The sequence below is a fragment of the Idiomarina sp. 28-8 genome (genome assembly GCF_000320945.2).
Lineage (GTDB): Bacteria > Pseudomonadota > Gammaproteobacteria > Enterobacterales > Alteromonadaceae > Idiomarina > Idiomarina loihiensis.
On sequence record NZ_DF266790.1, the window covers coordinates 384043 to 401902 of the forward strand.

Here is a 17860-nt window from a genome sequence, read left to right on the forward strand (position 1 = left end):
ACCTATGCGTCGAATTACAGTTTTGGGAGCAACAGGCTCTATTGGTCAAAACACATTGGATGTTCTTTCGCGGCATCCGGATGACTTTCAGGTTTTTGCCTTAACTGCCCATAGCCAGGTTAGCGCTATGGCTGAGCTTTGTGTAAAGCATAATCCGCAATATGTGGTTATGGGCTCACAAGATGCCGCTGCTGAGCTTAAAACGTTGCTCGGTCAACAGACTCCAACTCAGGTTGTTTCTGGAGAGCAGGCTTTAGCAGAGGTGAGCTCGGCTGGTGAGGTGGATGTGGTTATGGCGGCTATAGTCGGTGCGGCCGGGCTATCACCGACACTGGCTGCAATTGATGCAGGTAAAGACGTACTGCTGGCGAACAAAGAAGCTTTGGTTATGAGTGGTCAGTTGTTTATTGATCATGCACAACGTTCCGGCGCTAGAATTATCCCAGTCGACAGTGAGCACAACGCTATTTTTCAGTGTTTACCCCAGGCGGCGCAGCAGCAGGTCGGTACTATGGCTCTGGCTGAGCATGGTATCCAGTATTTATTGTTAACGGGGTCAGGCGGCCCGTTCCGCGATTTACCCCTTAATGAGTTGCCTCAACAAACCGCAAATGCAGCCTGTAATCACCCAAACTGGTCTATGGGCCGGAAAATTTCAGTGGATTCCGCCACCATGCTGAACAAGGGGCTGGAATACATTGAAGCTCGTTGGTTATTTAATTGTTCACGCGACCAACTCAAAGTTGTTATTCACCCGCAGAGCGTTATTCACTCAATGGTGCAATACACCGACGGTTCCGTACTTGCTCAAATGGGCGAGCCGGACATGCGCACACCGATAGCCCATTCGCTGGGTTATCCGGAGCGTTTAGAAAGCGGTGTGGCTGGCTTAGATTTTACTCAAATAGCCGAACTGACCTTTAAGCAGCCCGAAGCGCAACGTTATCCGTGTTTACAACTGGCGATAGAAGCGTGTTGGGAAGGGCAGTGGGCTACTACGGCTTTAAACGCGGCGAATGAAGTTGCCGTTGCAGCATTTTTACAAGAACAGGTTGGTTTTACTGATATTGCAAAGGTTTGTGATTCGGTATTGCAGTCAATACAAGCTGATGAGGCCGACAGCTTAGAGACGCTGTTAGCCATAGATAAACAAGCGCGTTTAGCGGCCAATAAATGGTTGCAGGAGTACGCACAGTGATAGACGCAATTTGGTATTTCTTTTCCTTCGTTGTAACTCTGGGCATTTTAGTTGCTTTTCACGAGTTTGGACACTTTTGGGTTGCGCGCCGTTGCGGCGTAAAAGTGTTAACTTTTTCGGTCGGTTTTGGCCGGGCTATATGGAAACGTAAAGGCAAAGACGGCACGGTTTATCAACTGGGTATTATTCCTCTTGGCGGCTATGTACGCATGCTGGACGAACGCATTGATGATGTCAGCGAGGAAGAACGAGATGTCAGCTTTAATGCACAGTCAGTTTACAAGCGTTTCGCGATAGTTGCTGCGGGTCCGGTTGCGAACTTTGTATTAGCCGTTGCTGTTTTATGGTTGATGTTTGGTATTGGTGTACCAACGGTGAAACCGGTTATCGGCGACATAAAAGCCGACTCTGTTGCTGCTGAGGCTCAACTTGAAAGAGGCAGTGAAATTCTCTCAGTTGATAACGTTGAAGCCTATGACTGGCAACAGGTTCAGTTGGGGCTTATGTCAGCAATAGGTGATGATGAAACGGTGCTCACATTAAGAACACCGGACGGTGATGAAGTTAAACGGACACTGAAGTTAAGTGGCTGGCAGTTTGATCCTGAAACGGAATCGACCTTTGGTAGTTTGGGTATTGAGGTGTATCAACCCGCTGTGTATACCGAGCTTAGTCAGGTGGAAAGCGGCTCGCCAGCCGAAGTTGGTGGCTTAAAAGAAGGTGACACAATCACGCGAATTGGTGATGAAAGTGTCGAAAGCTGGACTGAAATACGTAAGATAATCGCTCAATCGGCGGGACAGGACGTTTTATTTACGGTTGAGAGGAACCAGGTTGAGCAGCAAATTTCTGTTCAAATAGGGGAACGAGAAAGCCAAAATGGTGTCATAGGCTACCTTGGCGTAGTTCCGGTAACAGAGCCGTTGCCAGAGGATTACGTTTTCACCCATCAATACGGTTTTTTCGGGGGCTTAGCGAAAGGCGCAGAAAAAACTTGGGAATTGATGGTTGTTAGCGTGAAAATGATAGGTAAACTGCTGACCGGAGATGTTTCTGTAAAGAACCTGGCAGGACCTTTAAGTATTGCCGAAGGTGCTGGGGTTAGTGCCAGCAATGGATTCGTTTATTTTTTAAGTTTTTTGGCGCTGTTAAGTGTCAATTTAGGGATTATTAATTTATTACCTTTACCGGTATTGGACGGCGGTCATTTGATGTTTTACAGCATTGAATGGGTGCGTGGTAAGCCGGTATCCGAAAGAGTGCAAGACGTTTGCTATAGGATTGGTGGGGTGCTGGTATTCGCGTTGATGGCGTTAGCAATATCAAATGACATCGCCCGTTTCGCATTCTGAGTCACGAATTAACAATAAGTAGCTAGTGATAATGACGTTTAAAAAGCTGTTAGTGAGTGCCATGATTGCAGGTGCAGTAGCACCAGCCTACGCACAAGATGAATTTGTTGTCGAAGATATTGAAGTTAAAGGGTTACAACGTGTTGCGTTAGGCGCAGCGTTAACCTATATACCGGTGAGAGTCGGTGACGAAGTTAGCGAGCTGCAAATTCGCAGCGCTATTCGTGCACTGTATTCTTCTACTCATTTCGACTATATCGATGCGCGCAGAAGTGAAGACACTTTGATCTTCACTGTTAGTGAACGGCCAACTATTGCCGAAATCACCTTTGAAGGTAACAGCGATATTAAAGACGAGCAGCTTCAGGAAAGCCTGGTTGATAATAATATTGTTACTGGTGAGCCTTTAGACAGAACCACTATTTCAGGCATAGAAAAAGGTCTGGAAGACTTTTATCACAGCGTTGGTAAATACAATGCCTCGGTAGAAGTTCAGGTCGTGGACTTGCCGCGTAACCGTGTTGAGTTGCGCATGAATTTTGAAGAAGGCGATGCCGCTGAAATTGCGCAAATCAACATTGTGGGCAACAAGGCGTTCGCTGATGAGCTATTACTGGATACCTTTGAGCTTCGGGATAGCCTTCCATGGTGGAACTTTATAGGTGAAAAGCGTTACCAGAAACAACAGTTAAGCGGTGACCTGGAAACCTTGGAGTCATTCTACCGTGACCGCGGTTATTTGCGCTTTCGGGTGGAGTCTGTACAGGTTTCTATGACGCCGGATCGTGAAGGTATTTATATCACCATTAATGTGAATGAGGGTGATAAATACAATATTAGCGAAACGGACGTTATTGGCGACTTGAAAGGGCATGACGAGCTGGTCGGAAAAATCGCTAAAATAGAAGAAGGCACGCTTTATAACGCGGCACAGGTTACTTACATTGAAGATATGATTAGCCGTTTTTATGGGCGCTATGGTTATGCGTACCCAGAGGTTAAGGCTATTCCTGAGCACGACGACGAAGATAAAACCGTTAAAATTACGTTTTCGATAAACCCCGGGAAACGTGTCTATGTTCGTCATATTAACTTTGAAGGCAATGGCGCGACTAAAGACCGGGTGTTACGCCGCGAAATGCGTCAACTTGAAGGTGCCTGGTTGTCTGACAGCAACATAGAGCAAGGTAAAGTTCGTCTTCAGCGTCTGGGGTATTTCGAAACTGTAGAAACGTCTACTGAACGGGTTGAAGACAGTGATGATCAGGTTGATGTGACTTATAAGGTTAAAGAGCAGCCTTCAGGTTCCTTTAATGCCGGTATTGGTTACGGCGATTACTCTGGCCTGCAACTTAATGCCGGTGTTCAGCAAAACAACTTTTTAGGTACCGGTAACCGGGTTGGTTTTAATATCAGTACCAGCCGGTTTAATAAAAACGTCAGCGTGTCGTATTCTGACCCTTATTTCACGATGAATGGCGTTGGACTCTCAGGTCAGGTTTATATGAGTGAGTTTGACGCGGGGAATGCACAAAACCTCGTAAACTATAACCAGAAAACCTATGGGGTATCGACTGGACTTAACTTCCCAATTGATGAAATCAACCGCTTAAACTTTGGTATTGGTTATAAAAACCAAGAAGTGAGTGTGAATTCACAGAACCAGAGTATTGAGCAAATTCAACAGTTTTACCGTTCTTACCTAGATAAGCAGAACCCGGAAAGGCCAATTAGTTTCGACATTTATGAACTGAACGCAGGGTGGTCACGGGTAACATTAAACCGAGGACAGTTCCCGACAAGTGGTTCGTCGCAGCGTGCCAGTGCTGAAGTTTCAGCGCCATTTAGTGACGTAAAGTATTTTCGTTTAAACTATGAGTACAAACACTATTATCCATTAAGTCGAGACCAGCAGTGGTCATTTCTCACCAGACTGAATTTAGGTTATGGTAACGGTTACGGTGAAGACGATGCTGGAAATGATTACCTGTTACCGTTCTGGGAGTATTTCCGTATTGGCGGTCAGGGTGACTTACGTGGTTTTGAACCGAACACTGTGGGCCCCAGAGCTGTGTATGTTGTACCTGAGTCGGTCAACTCAGAGGGTATTCCGGACTTTACGGGGTTGCCGACACCGAACTACAGTTCAGAAACGGGTAACCAGCAGTTGTTTGTGCGAAACAATTACTCTTTAGGCGGTAACGCTAAAGTGTCTGGCGGAGTGGAGCTGATTGTACCGACGCCATTTGTTGATGAGGGTATGCGTAATAGCATACGAACTAGTGTCTTTGTTGATTTTGGTATGGTTTGGGATACTGAATTCGACTACGATAGATACAAGGACTTGGAGAATACCAGTCCACAACCGTTAACCGACTATAGTTCGCCGGGGGACTTCCGTGCATCGGCTGGTGTGTCAGTGCAATGGATATCTCCAATGGGCCCATTAACTTTCTCGTTAGGTCGGGCTTTGAAAGAAGTTGAGGGTGATGAAACCCAAGTGTTCTCATTTAATATCGGAACCACATTCTGATAATAATAATTAAATATAGTGATAAAATTTGAAGGAGTTTTACCTTGAAAAAGTTAATTAAATCTACAGCTGCAGCGGTTGCTGTTTCCACAGCACTTTTTGCTGGTGCCGCACAGGCACAACAAAAAATAGGTGTGGTCGATATGATGGAAGTATTCCAGCAGTTGCCACAACGTGAGCAAATTTCAGAACAACTGCAAACTGAGTTTCAGGATCGCTTTGAAGAAATGCGTCGCCTTGAACAGAAAGTTCAGGAACTGCGTCAAAAACAGGAACGCGATGCATCAATCATGTCCGCTTCTGAGAAAACTCAGTTAGAGCGTGATCTTGAGCAAACGATCTCTGAAGCACAGCTGAAGAGCAAAGCGTTACAAGAAGATACTCGTAGTCGCCAAAATGAAGAACGTAACAAGCTACTTGGAAAAGTTCAGGACGCGATTACTGCTGTTGCAGAAGCTAAAGACTACGACATGGTTCTTGAAAGCAACGCGGTTACTTACATGAAAGCCGATAATGACTTGTCTAACGCCGTTGTCGAGAAAATGACTTCAGGTAACTAATTTATGTCTGAGTACACATTGCAGCAGTTGGCTGACCATGTGGGTGGGGAGGTGCGAGGCAATTCGCAGCTCCCCATTTTGCGCGTGGCGACCTTGCAGTCTGCTACTGGTGACGCTATCGCTTTTCTGGCGAATAGCCGTTACAAAAGTCAGTTAGAAACAACCTCTGCGGGTGCTGTTATTGTCTCTGAAAGAGACGACAGCGATGCGATTGATAACGCGATTCGGGTGTCCAACCCTTACGCGGCTTTTGCTCGAATAGCGCAGCTATTAGACACTACGCCGAAACCAGCGAAGGGTGTCGCTGAATCTGCGAAAATTGCGCAGTCAGCCAGCATAGGCAAAAATGTTAGCATTGGCGAATATACGGTCATTGATGATGGCGCTATAATTGGTGATAACACCAGTATTGGATCACATTGCTATATTGGCTCTGAAACGCAAATTGGCTCTGGGTGCACACTTTGGTCAGGCGTTAAAATCTACCATCGTTGTGTTATTGGCGATGACTGCCTGTTTCATTCCGGTTCTATTATTGGTGCTGACGGTTTTGGCTGGGCACCTGATAATGGTAAATGGCTAAAAATCCCTCAGTTGGGGCGTGTCGTTATTAAAGACAACGTTGAAATTGGTGCCAGTACAACAGTCGATCGTGGAGCTCTGGATGACACCATTATTTCGTCGGGTTGTATTATTGATAACCAATGTCAAATAGCACATAACGTTTTCATTGATGAAGACACGGCTATTGCTGGCTGTACTGTACTAGCAGGTAGCTGCCGTATTGGTAAGCGTTGTATGATAGGCGGAGCTTCGGCTATTAACGGTCATATTAGTGTGTGCGACGACGTGCAAATTATGGGATTTGCTATGGTGATAAAAGAAATCACCGAGTCAGGTGTTTATGCCTCAGGTATTCCTGCCAGTGGACATCGTGAATGGCGACGTAATGGAGCGAGATTTCGTCAGCTGGATGATCTTTTCAAGCGTGTCAAAGAGTTAGAAAAACAAGCTGACGATAATAATTGAGTAAGGTGAAAGGTTTGAAAATTACGGAATCAGGGTTTGATATTCAGGGCGTATTAGATTTACTGCCTCATCGTTATCCGTTTTTATTAATAGACAGAGTTATAGAAACAAACTCTAAAGACTCATTGCACGCGATAAAAAACGTGACTTTTAATGAGCCTATGTTTAATGGGCATTTTCCGGCTAAGCCTATTTTCCCGGGAGTGTTATTGCTCGAAGCTATAGCTCAGGCTTGTGGTTTATTAGGCTTTAAAATTACCGAAAGCAAGAAGAATGCAAACGATTTGTACCTTTTTGCCGGTATCGATAACGCCCGCTTTAAACGTCAGGTTATCCCGGGTGATACCGTTGATTTCTTTGTTACCTTCGAAAAAGAACGTCGTGGTATCTGGAAATTTACCGGTCGCGCGGAAGTCGACGGTGACGTTGCCTGTACCGCTGAAATCATTTGTGCAAGAAGAGAAGTTTAAGTGATTCACGAAACCGCAATTATCGATCCCAGCGCCAAACTAGGTACTAACGTTAGTGTCGGTCCCTGGACGGTTATTGGCCCCGATGTTGTTATCGGCGACAACTGCGATATCCGCTCACATGTTGTTTTAAAAGGGCCGACAACCATTGGTAAAAATAATACCATTTATCAATTTGCGTCGGTTGGTGAAGACTGTCAGGATAAAAAATACGATGGCGAACCGACACAGCTTGAGATTGGTGACAACAACGTCATCCGTGAGTCGGTAACCATTCACCGTGGCACGGTGCAGGATAACTCGTTAACTAAAATTGGCGATAATAACCTGTTTATGGCCTACGTACATGTTGCTCACGATTGCGTCATAGGTAATGACAATATCTTTGCTAATCAGGTTACTCTGGCTGGCCATGTTCACGTAGGTGACTGGGTTATTTTGGGTGGCATGAGTGGTGTGCATCAATTTTGTCATATTGGTTCTCACTCTTTTGCCGCGGTTAACTCTATTATCGTTCAGGATATTCCTCCTTTTGTGATGGCGCAGGGTCATAACGCCAAGCCCAGAACAATCAATTCCGAAGGTTTAAAGCGTCGCGGCTATACGCCCGAGCAGATCCAAAATGTCCGTCGTGCCTATAAAATTTTGTACCGTTCCAGCCTGACTGTAGACGAAGCCCTGGAAGGTATTTCAGCATTAAATGAACCGGTGCTGGATGGGTTTAAAGCTTTTGTTGAAAACAGTTCACGAGGCATTATTCGTCCGTAATGAGCAGCAATCAGTCGCCTAAAATAGCTATTGTTGCCGGTGAGCACTCGGGTGATCTGTTAGGCGCCGGGCTAATGCAGGCCATTGCCAAACGTCACCCCAATGCAACTTTTATTGGGGTCGGCGGGCCTTTAATGGCAGAGCAGGGGATGAACTCGTTCTTCGCTATGGATGATTTGGCCGTTATGGGCATTGCTGAGGTTTTTCAGCAACTTCCTAAGCTGCTAAAACACAGAAAAAACCTGGTCAACTATCTTATTTCTGAGCAACCGGATGTGATGATAGGCATTGATGCCCCTGATTTTAATCTGACGGTTGAAGCCCGCCTTAAAAAAGCCGGTATTTCTACTGTTCATTATGTCAGCCCATCTGTCTGGGCATGGCGTGAGGGGCGTATCAAAGGAATAAGGAAGGCCGTGGATCACGTACTGTGTTTATTGCCTTTTGAGAAAGATTTCTACGACAGGCACCAGCTACCAGCAACCTTTGTTGGTCACCCTCTGGCAGATGACATTCCTATGCAGTGGCAACAAACAGAAGCACGTAACGAGTTGGAACTTGAACCTGATGCTACGTATCTTGCCATTTTACCTGGAAGTCGTAAGGGTGAGATTGCCCGTATGGCGCCGGTATTTCTGAAGGTCGCGAACAAGCTAGCGAAAAAATACCCAGGACTACGCTTTGTTGCCCCTATGATAAGCGAAGCTCGCGCCACACAATTTCGAGAGTTAGTTGAGCAGTACAGTCCGGAACTGGATATTGCATTACCCGTTGGTGAAAGTCGAAAAGTTATGGCCGCAGCCAATTATTTATTGCTAACCTCGGGAACTGTCGCGCTCGAAGCTCTGCTGATTAAGCGGCCAATGGTGGTAGCTTATCGTTTCCATTGGTTATCTTATCAAATTATTAAACGTTTGTTTCACGCGCCTTTTTTCTCCTTGCCTAACCTCTTAGCGGGTAAAGAAATTGTGCCGGAACTGGCTCAATCAGAAGCTTCGGAAGAGGCAATCGAACACGCGCTAGTGCGATTAATTGAGCAAGATAACCAGCCGCTGCTGGAGCAGTTTACGAGTATTCACCAGCAATTGAAGGTGTCGGCGAGCGAAAAAGCCGCTGATGTGGTTGAATCCTTTCTATAGTTCTATTTTTTAGAATAATAAGTAGAAAATAATGCGCTAATAATTCCAAAAAATAGACTCTATTATAAAGGTATACCAATTAAAGGAGTTTATTATGGGTTTATTAGTTGATGGTCAATGGCACGACAAGTGGTATGACACCAAAAAACACGGTGGCCGCTTTGTTCGTAGCGAATCGCAGTTTCGTAATACCGTAGCTCAGGGCACTGAGTTCGAGCCTGAATCAGGGCGTTATCACCTTTACGTTTCTTACGCATGTCCGTGGGCTCATCGGGCTCTCATCTTCCGTAAGTTAAAAGGTCTGGAAAGTCACATTGATGTTTCCGTTGTACATCCGCTGATGCTGGAGAATGGCTGGGAGTTTTCAGACGCACCGCTTAACGAGCCATTGTATGATGCCGACTTTCTTTATCAGCTGTATTTAAAAGCCGACCCGGAATACACTGGAAGAGTAACCGTTCCTGTCCTATGGGATAAGAAAAATCAGACCATAGTGAACAATGAATCGGCCGAAATTATCCGTATTTTCAATTCAGCGTTTAATGAACTGACCGGGAATACACTGGACTTCTTTCCTGCAGATAAGCAAAAGCAGATAGAAGAAGTTAATGAGTGGGTTTACAACGACATTAATAACGGCGTTTACCGTAGTGGCTTCGCGACCACACAACAAGCATATGAAGAGGCGTACGAATCCTTGTTTGCTGCTTTAGACAAAGTAGAGAGTATTCTTAGTCAAAACCGTTATTTAACCGGTGATAAGCTCACCGAGGCAGACTGGCGTCTATTTACTACTCTGGTACGTTTCGATGCGGTTTATTTTGGGCACTTTAAAACCAACAAGAAGCGTATTGTCGATTACCCTAACATGTGGAATTACCTATTGGAGCTATACCAGCACCCGGGCGTAGAAGAGACCGTAGTGATGGACCACATTAAAACGCATTACTATGCCAGCCATAAAACCATTAATCCGACACAAGTAGTGCCTAAGGGGCCGGGAATCGATTTCCATCAGGCACATAACCGGGCTAACAAGGGGAGTAGCCAGTCATGAGTGTTATTTTAGCCAAACATCGTGGAATGCCTGCGCAGGATGGCGCGGGAGTTAAACTCACTCGTATTATTAATCAGCCGGGGCTAAAACATCAGGACCCGTTTTTAATGTTGGATGAATTTCGCTCCGATAACCCAGACGATTATATTGCGGGTTTTCCGCCGCATCCACACCGCGGTTTTTGTACCCTAACCTATATGTTGGCGGGTACTATGGAGCATAAAGACTCTGTCGGTAATAGCGGTGAAGTTGATGCAGGCGGTGTGCAGTGGATGAAAGCGGCGAAAGGTATTATTCACGCCGAAATGCCGAAGCAAGTTGAAGGCCTTATGTGGGGCTTTCAGCTATGGGTCAATTTGCCGGGCGATGAAAAAATGAGTGAACCTGAGTGGTACGATTACCCGTCAGCCACTATTCCTGAAGTGAAAAATGGTGATGCTCTGGTCAGAATTATTTCGGGGCAATACCAGCAGCAGGATGGCCCTGTAAATGCGCCGGGGAGAGACTTTCTAATGCTGGATGTTCACTTAGGAAGTGACTGCTTCAGTTTGCCGTCACAAGGACAAAAGCGACGTCTGGCTTATGTTTATCAAGGTGAGCTGACAGTGAATGGAGAAGCAGCGAAAGAGGGTGAGTTGATATTGCTTGATCCTGCTGAAACATTAGATTTTTCCGCTACTGAAAATGCGCGCTTTATTTTGTTGGCGGCGAAACCTATCGAAGAACCCATTGCCCAATACGGTCCTTTTGTCATGAATTCGTCGGATCAGATTGAGCAGGCTATTAAAGACTATCAATCGGGTCAGTTAGCGGCTAATCAAAAGCTGAGTTAGCGCAGTTCCAACCCCTCGGTTTGCTCCAGTAACCGCTCATAGCGGTTACTGTGGCTACTGGATAATTGCAGCCCCTCTAAGACTTTAAAGCAATTATCGCATTCTTTCTTAAGCCGAACCCGCTCTCCACCTGGAGTTTCTTCGACATAACGAACGGCCGCCTGAATAAAGTTAAGTGCGGCACCACTGTTCATGGGCGCGGCTTCCATGGCTTTACGAAATAGTTCCAGTGCACGAATATAATCGCCTTGCTGGTAAGCATCTAAGCCCGCTTTGTGAACTTCAAAGAAGTTATCCTGCTGTTTTTGAGCAGCAGCTAAGCGCGCCTGTAAAATTTTAGAGGTGTAACTGTCAAGAGTCGGGTTTTCGTCCTGATTCGCTGCCAGAGCATTCGCTTTTTCATACTCCCCGACATCCAGCAAAATGGCGATAACGTCAGGTAATAAGTCTTTATTGATAGGTTGGTTGTGTGCCAGTTTTTCGCCAACAACTTCGTTTAAGCGTTGCTGAGCCTCGCGTAAACGACCATTAAATGAATCAATACGCGATAATAAAATGGATTCCAAATCCTCAAACGAAATATCGGCATGCAACAGATGCTCGTCATAGCGGGCACGCTGTAGCTCCATTGTTGCTTCTGTCTGATACTTACTGATTTGCTGCGGTGTATCGCTATTTTCGGCCGCATCTAAAATACTGCGTAAATAGTTACACAAGTGATGCGCGTTACGAAAAACCGATTTACGGGCTATTTGCAAAACGTTGTTCATGGCTTGCTTGGCAATATCAAAGTCGCCGTTGTCGCGGGCAATATGAGCCAGCTTAGTTTGTCTTTCAATTGAAAATGGCGCCATAGTAATGGCATCACGGGCGCTCTCCAAAGCGTCTTCCAACTGTTGCTGTTGAAGATAACACTCGGTTTTCAGATCATAAGCTTCAACAGCATTAGGCATGCGCTTAATTAAATGATTAAGAATATTCAGCGCTTCTTCGGGAGAGTTTTGTAATAACCGTGTTTCAGCCAGTTTTAGAAAGACCCAACTGTGGGAGTTTTCTTCCAGCAATTCTTTAATTGCCGTTTCCGCTTTATCCAATTGCCCGGTTTTGTTGTACAACTCAATTTGCAGTTTGCGGCAGTAATTACTGTAACGGCTGTTAGACTGAATATGTTTCTGGCAGGCATCAATACAGGCTTCATAATCATGATTGGTCAGCGCTTTGAATACGTCTTTTAACCACATGCGGCGTTTATAAGCCCGCACCAGACGGGAGCGCAACACACGATGTGAAAACGGTTTCATCAAATAATCATCGGGTTGCAGTTCCAGTGCGCTGAGTACCATAGGGCGAGTGTTGTCGCCGGTAATAATAAAGAACAGAGTGTGCTCTTTCATTAACCCACGAACTTGCAGTTCTTCTAAAACCTGACGGCCATTGCGGCCACGCCCCAAGTTATAGTCTACCAGCAGAATATCGTGCGGATTTTTGATGTAAGCGGCAATGCCAGCTTCGCCAGTGGTCTTGACTTGTACGTCCTGCGCCCCCAAGTTTAACAGCAAGCCTTTGAGCATGACCTGAAAGGGTTTCTGGTCATCTATTAATAATACGCGTTTATTATTGAGCTCTAAGGTTTTGTCCATTTGCGTCAAACAGTATCCTGATCTTATTCATACCGACAGCATACTGGCTAATTTCAATAATGTTAAGCGGCAACAGAGGCTGATATGAAAGCAATTGCGATTTCAGAACAAAAAGTACACTGGAAGAACCACCCTGAACTGGACGAACCACAGGCTAATGAAGTTCAGCTGCGGGTACTAAGCGCCGGACTTAATCGTGCCGACTTAATGCAAATAGCAGGGAAATACCCACCGCCTAAAGGCGCGTCAGCTGTTCCCGGCTTAGAAGTCTGCGGTGTTATAGAAAAAGTAGGTAGCGAAGTCAATGGTTGGCAAACCGGGCAACGTGTCAGCGCGTTATTGGCTGGTGGTGGTTTTGCTGAACAGGTGAATGTTTCCGCCGAACAAATACTGGAGGTGCCTGAAAGCTGGAGTAATGCAGAAGCTGCGGGTTGGCTGGAAACTTTTGCTACGGCCTATCTTAATGTCTATCAATTAGCTGACTTAAAACCCGGAGAGCGGGTATTAGCTCATGCGGGTGCCAGCGGTGTGGGTTCGTCACTGATCCAGTTGTGCCGGGAAAGTGGTAATGAGCTTACCGCCGTAGTGGGTAGTGGAGAGAAATCGGAGTTTTGCCTGAAACTGGGTGCGAAGAATGCGATAAACCGGCACAAACAGAACATTGTTGAAGAAGTTAAAGCTCTTGGCGAAGTCGACGTCATTCTGAATCCTGTCGCTGGTGAGTCTATAGCAAAAGACCAGCAGTATCTGGCACAGGATGGCCGTATTATTTTAATTGGTTTAATGGCTGGCGTGACTGGCGAAGTTGATTTCGGACGTATGCTGATGAAGCGCCAAAAGCTGATTGGCTCAACTCTGCGAGCATTATCACCGGAACGCAAAGGAAAAATTTTACAGGGTTTGTGGCGTGATTTTGGCGATAAGTTTAAAAGCAGCACCATAAAACCTATCATCGATGAGGTTTTTGCCGCTGACGATATTCAGCAGGCACTGGATTATGTTGCAGATAATAAAACTCAGGGTAAGGTCGTTATAACGCTTTCGGAAGAGTAATTCAGGCTGATAGCCAACTGACGGTGCAGTAAAGAAATGGTGGAGGGGGCAGGATTCGAACCTGCGAAGGCTGAGCCGTCAGATTTACAGTCTGATCCCTTTGGCCACTCGGGAACCCCTCCACTCAAGAGGCGCGTATAATAACAGTCTTAGCTTAGCTGTAAAGAGAAAACTTAAACTTTTAGGACTTTGGTCGATACAGAAGTATCTGTAACCGATTATCCAGAGTCTTAATGAGTCAAGTTTCAGCTGTACAGAATGCTGCTGTCGAAAATCAGGCCGCTCATTTCTTTGAGCAACACGCGAGCGAAGCCGTTAATCACGGCTTCGCGGGCGAGTTTGCCTATTGGGTGTCTGCCTTGGGTGACGACCCGGTTATTTCTGAGCGCCCTGCGCAAGTTAACTGGCAAAGAAGCATTGGCGCAGGCAGAGCGCGGCCTTTAGATGCGAAGCCGGGTATGGTGCTGGCTAGTGGTGTCTATGCAACAGTCAGTCAGTTGTCAGACTTTAAACTACAGGACGCGACTCATCCTCAGCCGCTTATTCCCGATGCAACGCCTGATCGTTTGCCCCTGGAGCTTCTTCACAACCTGGACTGGCGGGTTCGTCAGCGGCTGGAAAAGAAGAAACAGCCGCAAACGGAAGAAAAAGACGAGTACAAGCACAAAGGGCCCGCTGGCCTATATGATGTTCTGCAGAAACTAGGCATTACTCATTAGCGCTTAACCTGATTCTTTTCGGAGAGTTTTGCACAAGCAGTTTCAGCCGCTCTCGCTATGCGGCATAATAACATTATCATTTCGCTAATTTCCAAAACCCATGAAGCAACTCCGCCCAGAGGACGAAGACCGTATTGATGCTTTTACTGAGCATCTATGGCTGCATCATGGCTCCAGTAATAATACTCAAGCAGCGTACCGCAGTGACTTACGCCGTTATTGTGAATATTTGCTATCGCTCAAAAAATCCTTAATGGACACCGATGAAGTGGTGCTGCAGGACTACCTGTTGTGGCGGCGTATGCAAGGCTTATCGCCACGAAGCACCTCGCGTTTTTTAAGTTCGACGAAGAAATTCTTCCAGTTTGCTGTAAAACAGCAGTGGGTGGCAGTAGACCCAACAGCACGCCTTAAACGCCCTAAATTACCGCAAAGCATCCCACATTCGTTAAGCGAGGACGATGTGGTTTCTCTATTGGAACAACCTGATACAGAAACTCCCATTGGTCTGCGTGACAGGACTATGTTGGAAGTGCTCTATGCCACCGGACTACGGGTAACCGAACTTATTCGTCTGCAATATGACCAGTTGAGCCGCCAGCAAGGACTAGTTCGGGTTGTCGGCAAAGGCAATAAAGAACGATTAGTGCCTTTAGGAGAAGAAGCGCTGGAATGGTTGGACAAGTATTTGAAGCACGGCCGCCCGGCAATAACGGATAAGAGCAGCCCTTGGATATTCGTTACGCAACGTGGCTCTTTATTAACACGTCAGGCATTTTGGTACAGATTAAAGCATTACGCCGAAGAAGCCGGCATTTACGCACATTTGTCGCCGCACACTTTACGCCATGCTTTTGCCACGCATTTGCTGAACCATGGCGCCGACTTACGTGTCTTACAGCTACTGTTAGGTCACAGTGATTTATCCACCACACAAATTTATACCCAGGTTGCACGTGAACGTCTGCAGGCCTTACATGCTCAGCATCACCCGCGCGGCTAATTGCATTTTGGCTGGTAACAGGGTAGGGTTCGGACAGTTAATTTAAGAGGTATTTATGCGCAATTTAGTGTCTGTAGTTGGATTAGTAGGGCTGGTTGGTGCAAGTTTTAGTGCGCTGGCAATTAGTGCGGAACAAAATGAAATCGACACCCGACACCTGAATAAAATTGGTATTGAAGTGTTATCCACAGAGTCTGGTGAAATTGACGGCTATGTCCGTGCGGTGACTAATCAGGGCATGTTTTATGTGTCAGATGATGGTGAACGGCTGATTAGCGGCAATGTGTTTGATATAACCGGCAGTGAACCGGAAAACTTAAGTGAAGCGGGTATGGCTAAAGTTCGTCTGAAAATGCTGAAAGGTTTTGAAAACGATATGATCGTGTACCCGGCTGAGGACGAGAAATATCAGGTAACGATTTTTACAGACACTACCTGCGGTTATTGTCAGCGCTTGCACGAAAACATGGACAGCTATCACGCACAGGGCATTACCATAAAATACCTGGCCTTTCCCCGTGGTGGTATGAGTAGCAAAGGCGGGCAGCAGCTACAGACGGTTTGGTGTGCGGATGACAAAAAAGCGGCCATTACCGCCTTTAAAGAAGACGAAAATTACAGTGGCGACTTAAGCTGTTCCAATCCGGTTGCGGAGCACTACCAACTCGGTAAATCGTTTGGGGTAAGCGGTACTCCCGCTATTGTTCTGCCCGACGGTCGTTTAGTGCCGGGAGCGCTACCTGCATCACGTTTAATTGCTGAAATTAAAAAAGGTGAGTCACAGTAATTCATGAGTGATTATGAAATACGTCGTTATCAAGTCGTTGACGATGACTTTTTGCCGCAACAAATACCGCCTTTGTTGCGGCAAATTTATGCCCGCCGGGGTGTCCGTCGTGCTGACGAATTATCTTTGAAAGCCTCCGGTTTACTCCATTTCTCTTCGTTAAGAGATATCGATAAAGCCGTTGAACTGCTGCTAAATGCGTTAAAAAATCAAGAAAAGGTTTGTATTTGCGGTGATTTTGATGCCGACGGCGCAACCAGTTCGGCATTAATGGTGTCGGCCCTGCAGGCCTTTGGTCTGCAGCAAGTGGGTTATCGTGTACCAAATCGAATGACTGACGGCTATGGCCTGTCTGTTGCCATGGTAGAACAACTGGCCGTAGAGAATGTGCAGTTAATTGTGACTGTCGATAACGGTATTGCAGCGCATGACGCCATTGCACTTGCTCGTGAAAAGGGCATACAAGTGCTGGTTACTGACCACCATTTACCACCTGAAGAACTGCCTCCGGCTAATGCGATAGTGAACCCGAATCAGCACGGCTGTGAGTTTCCAAGCAAAAATTTAGCCGGTGTGGGTGTGGCGTTTTATGTTCTGCTTGCGTTGCGCTCAGCGTTACGTGAACAAGGTGTTGAGCCACTACCTAACCTGGCTGACTGGCTGGATCTCGTTGCTCTTGGCACTGTAGCTGATGTTGTGCCGCTGGATTATAACAACCGCGTATTGGTGCAACAGGGTATAGCCCGTATTCGTAAAGGTATGAGCCGCCCAGGAATTAAGGCGTTGCTGGAAGTTGCGAACCGTGATGCCAGTCAGCTGGCTGCCAGCGACTTAGGTTTTGCTCTGGGTCCGAGAATCAATGCTGCAGGCCGTTTAGACGATATTGGGCTGGGAATAGAATGCTTGTTAGCGGGTGAAACCCGGGCGCAGCAGTTAGCGCAGCAACTTAACGATTTAAACCAGCAACGTAAATCAATTGAAACGGAAATGCGCGAGCACGCTGAAAGCGCTGTCGCAAAGTTGCGCTTTGATCAGGGACAGGTGCCTGATTTAGTCACTTTGTATCAGCCGGACTGGCATGCGGGTGTTATCGGTATTGTCGCGGGCAGGGTAAAAGAGCAGGTGAACCGTCCGGTTATTGCGTTAGCCAACGATGACGATGAATTCCTAAAAGGCTCCGCACGTTCGGTCAGTGGTCTGCATATGCGAGACTTACTGGAACGTGTTCATAGTCTTGAGCCGGGCATTATGGAACGTTTCGGGGGACATGCCATGGCCGCCGGCTTAACCATGAAAAAAGAAAATCTGGCGCGCTTTTCTGAACTGGCGGAGCAAGTTGCGTCGGAGTGGTTGTCAGAAGAACAGAAGCAACGTGTGTTCTGGTCTGATGGCGAACTCACAACACTGCAACTTTCGCAGGACAGTGTGAATATGCTGCAAAGTGCAGGTCCCTGGGGTCAGCAGTTTCCCGAGCCTATGTTTGACGGCCAGTTTGAGCTGGTGGATCAGCGTATTGTCGGAGAGCGACATCTAAAATTGGTTGTGCGTCACCCGCAAGGCGAATTATTAGATGCGATTGCCTTTAACGTTGATACACAACAATGGCCGGCGCAGCAGGCCTCGGTTGTTGAACTTTTATACAAGCCACAACTTAATCACTTTCGCGGACGCACAAACGTTCAGTTGTTGGTGGAGCAAATCCGCGCAATACGTTAAACT

General features: G+C 46.5%; 16 protein-coding genes and 1 tRNA gene. 15 read left to right on the forward strand and 2 right to left on the reverse strand.

Annotated elements, in window-relative coordinates; all coding sequences use genetic code 11:
• The first annotated feature begins 4 nt into the window (after positions 1–4).
• From ispC to RJ32_RS06665, 10 genes are all read left to right on the forward strand, one after another.
• Entirely contained in the window at positions 5–1198 is a 1194-nt protein-coding gene (ispC, locus tag RJ32_RS06620) for a 1-deoxy-D-xylulose-5-phosphate reductoisomerase (protein ID WP_034820447.1), read from the forward strand.
• Entirely contained in the window at positions 1195–2550 is a 1356-nt protein-coding gene (gene rseP, locus RJ32_RS06625) for a sigma E protease regulator RseP (protein ID WP_034820449.1), read from the forward strand. The genes ispC and rseP overlap by 4 nt, the downstream gene beginning before the upstream one ends.
• A 31-nt stretch (positions 2551–2581) precedes the next feature.
• Positions 2582–5083 carry an outer membrane protein assembly factor BamA gene (bamA, locus tag RJ32_RS06630; RefSeq protein WP_034820452.1) on the forward strand — a complete coding sequence of 834 codons (2502 nt, stop codon included), beginning with the start codon at positions 2582–2584 and terminating at the stop codon, positions 5081–5083.
• A gap of 44 nt (positions 5084–5127) precedes the next feature.
• Positions 5128–5643, forward strand: a complete 516-nt coding sequence (locus tag RJ32_RS06635) for an OmpH family outer membrane protein (RefSeq protein WP_051018736.1) — start codon at positions 5128–5130, stop codon at positions 5641–5643.
• Between the two features lie 3 nt (positions 5644–5646).
• Positions 5647–6672: a UDP-3-O-(3-hydroxymyristoyl)glucosamine N-acyltransferase gene (lpxD, locus tag RJ32_RS06640; RefSeq protein WP_034820455.1), complete on the forward strand. Its 1026-nt coding sequence runs from the start codon at positions 5647–5649 to the stop codon at positions 6670–6672.
• Between the two features lie 14 nt (positions 6673–6686).
• On the forward strand, positions 6687–7142 hold the full coding sequence (gene fabZ, locus RJ32_RS06645; RefSeq protein WP_011234085.1) for a 3-hydroxyacyl-ACP dehydratase FabZ: 456 nt from the start codon (positions 6687–6689) through the stop codon (positions 7140–7142).
• Positions 7143–7910, forward strand: a complete 768-nt coding sequence (gene lpxA / locus RJ32_RS06650) for an acyl-ACP--UDP-N-acetylglucosamine O-acyltransferase (protein WP_034820458.1) — start codon at positions 7143–7145, stop codon at positions 7908–7910. It abuts the gene before it with no gap.
• Complete coding sequence (gene lpxB, locus RJ32_RS06655) at positions 7910–9049, forward strand: lipid-A-disaccharide synthase (RefSeq protein WP_034820461.1); 1140 nt, start codon at positions 7910–7912, stop codon at positions 9047–9049. The genes lpxA and lpxB overlap by 1 nt, the downstream gene beginning before the upstream one ends.
• Positions 9050–9143: 94 nt before the next feature.
• Entirely contained in the window at positions 9144–10106 is a 963-nt protein-coding gene (locus RJ32_RS06660) for a glutathione S-transferase family protein (protein ID WP_034820464.1), read from the forward strand.
• On the forward strand, positions 10103–10939 hold the full coding sequence (locus RJ32_RS06665) for a pirin family protein (RefSeq protein ID WP_034820467.1): 837 nt from the start codon (positions 10103–10105) through the stop codon (positions 10937–10939). The genes RJ32_RS06660 and RJ32_RS06665 overlap by 4 nt, the downstream gene beginning before the upstream one ends.
• Here the strand turns inward: RJ32_RS06665 and RJ32_RS06670 are convergent.
• The gene (locus RJ32_RS06670; RefSeq protein WP_034820472.1) at positions 10936–12579 is read right to left on the reverse strand and encodes a tetratricopeptide repeat-containing response regulator; all 1644 of its coding nucleotides are present in this window, start codon (positions 12577–12579) and stop codon (positions 10936–10938) included. The genes RJ32_RS06665 and RJ32_RS06670 overlap by 4 nt on opposite strands.
• An 84-nt stretch (positions 12580–12663) precedes the next feature.
• Between RJ32_RS06670 and RJ32_RS06675 the strand changes: the two genes are divergently transcribed.
• The gene (locus RJ32_RS06675) at positions 12664–13632 is read left to right on the forward strand and encodes an NAD(P)H-quinone oxidoreductase (protein WP_034820475.1); all 969 of its coding nucleotides are present in this window, start codon (positions 12664–12666) and stop codon (positions 13630–13632) included.
• Between the two features lie 37 nt (positions 13633–13669).
• On the opposite strand, the gene RJ32_RS06680 is transcribed toward RJ32_RS06675, so the two are convergent.
• A tRNA-Tyr gene (locus RJ32_RS06680) sits at positions 13670–13754 on the reverse strand.
• A 111-nt stretch (positions 13755–13865) separates the two neighbouring features.
• Between RJ32_RS06680 and RJ32_RS06685 the strand changes: the two genes are divergently transcribed.
• The 4 genes from RJ32_RS06685 to recJ all read left to right on the forward strand — a co-directional run bounded on the left by RJ32_RS06685 (position 13866) and on the right by recJ (position 17857).
• On the forward strand, positions 13866–14351 hold the full coding sequence (locus tag RJ32_RS06685; protein WP_034820477.1) for a VC2046/SO_2500 family protein: 486 nt from the start codon (positions 13866–13868) through the stop codon (positions 14349–14351).
• 100 nt (positions 14352–14451) lie between these two features.
• Positions 14452–15354: a site-specific tyrosine recombinase XerD gene (xerD, locus tag RJ32_RS06690; RefSeq protein WP_034820479.1), complete on the forward strand. Its 903-nt coding sequence runs from the start codon at positions 14452–14454 to the stop codon at positions 15352–15354.
• Between the two features lie 55 nt (positions 15355–15409).
• Complete coding sequence (gene dsbC / locus RJ32_RS06695) at positions 15410–16141, forward strand: bifunctional protein-disulfide isomerase/oxidoreductase DsbC (protein WP_034820482.1); 732 nt, start codon at positions 15410–15412, stop codon at positions 16139–16141.
• Between the two features lie 3 nt (positions 16142–16144).
• Complete coding sequence (gene recJ / locus RJ32_RS06700) at positions 16145–17857, forward strand: single-stranded-DNA-specific exonuclease RecJ (protein WP_034820485.1); 1713 nt, start codon at positions 16145–16147, stop codon at positions 17855–17857.
• Positions 17858–17860 lie beyond the last annotated feature (3 nt).

Excerpts from the sequence above, each read along its gene's own strand:
- recJ (WP_034820485.1), top strand. The coding sequence starts at position 16,145 with ATGAGTGATTATGAAATACGTCGTTATCAAGTCGTTGACGATGACTTT.
- lpxD (WP_034820455.1), top strand. The coding sequence starts at position 5,647 with ATGTCTGAGTACACATTGCAGCAGTTGGCTGACCATGTGGGTGGGGAG.
- bamA (WP_034820452.1), top strand. The coding sequence starts at position 2,582 with ATGACGTTTAAAAAGCTGTTAGTGAGTGCCATGATTGCAGGTGCAGTA.
- dsbC (WP_034820482.1), top strand. The coding sequence starts at position 15,410 with ATGCGCAATTTAGTGTCTGTAGTTGGATTAGTAGGGCTGGTTGGTGCA.
- lpxB (WP_034820461.1), top strand. The coding sequence starts at position 7,910 with ATGAGCAGCAATCAGTCGCCTAAAATAGCTATTGTTGCCGGTGAGCAC.
- RJ32_RS06660 (WP_034820464.1), top strand. The coding sequence starts at position 9,144 with ATGGGTTTATTAGTTGATGGTCAATGGCACGACAAGTGGTATGACACC.
- RJ32_RS06665 (WP_034820467.1), top strand. The coding sequence starts at position 10,103 with ATGAGTGTTATTTTAGCCAAACATCGTGGAATGCCTGCGCAGGATGGC.
- RJ32_RS06675 (WP_034820475.1), top strand. The coding sequence starts at position 12,664 with ATGAAAGCAATTGCGATTTCAGAACAAAAAGTACACTGGAAGAACCAC.
- RJ32_RS06670 (WP_034820472.1), bottom strand. The coding sequence starts at position 12,579 with ATGGACAAAACCTTAGAGCTCAATAATAAACGCGTATTATTAATAGAT.
- ispC (WP_034820447.1), top strand. The coding sequence starts at position 5 with ATGCGTCGAATTACAGTTTTGGGAGCAACAGGCTCTATTGGTCAAAAC.
- xerD (WP_034820479.1), top strand. The coding sequence starts at position 14,452 with ATGAAGCAACTCCGCCCAGAGGACGAAGACCGTATTGATGCTTTTACT.
- RJ32_RS06685 (WP_034820477.1), top strand. The coding sequence starts at position 13,866 with ATGAGTCAAGTTTCAGCTGTACAGAATGCTGCTGTCGAAAATCAGGCC.